The 264-nt window shown below is 43.2% G+C and carries 1 protein-coding gene; it reads right to left on the bottom strand.

Translation table 11 applies throughout. The annotated features are described in order from the left end of the window. Nucleotides 1-264 (bottom strand): AraC family transcriptional regulator N-terminal domain-containing protein (locus tag AAEY83_RS15855; RefSeq protein WP_351060491.1); only part of this gene is annotated, 264 nt, incomplete at both ends.

Here is a 264-nt window from a genome sequence, read left to right on the forward strand (position 1 = left end):
CTCGTTATTTTATCTGTGCTAATTTCAATGGCTAAACAGGTGGTTGGGGCGTGCATTGATGCTTGTGGAAAATCAATTAAAACACCTTGCTCTGGCGCTAATACAAACGACTCGTGTGGTAAAAATACTTTATGGTATTGGCTCCTTTCTACGTGCATTACCTTTTTGCCGCTTAGCATGGCACAAAACAGCAGCTCGTTTGAGTGCAGTGCTACCTTTTGCGCGCTTTGATACGTGTCGTAGATACTCAACTCACTGCTATCT

It is taken from the genome of Psychrobacter sp. TB20-MNA-CIBAN-0197 (assembly GCF_040309765.1).
GTDB classification, from domain to species: domain Bacteria; phylum Pseudomonadota; class Gammaproteobacteria; order Pseudomonadales; family Moraxellaceae; genus Psychrobacter; species Psychrobacter submarinus.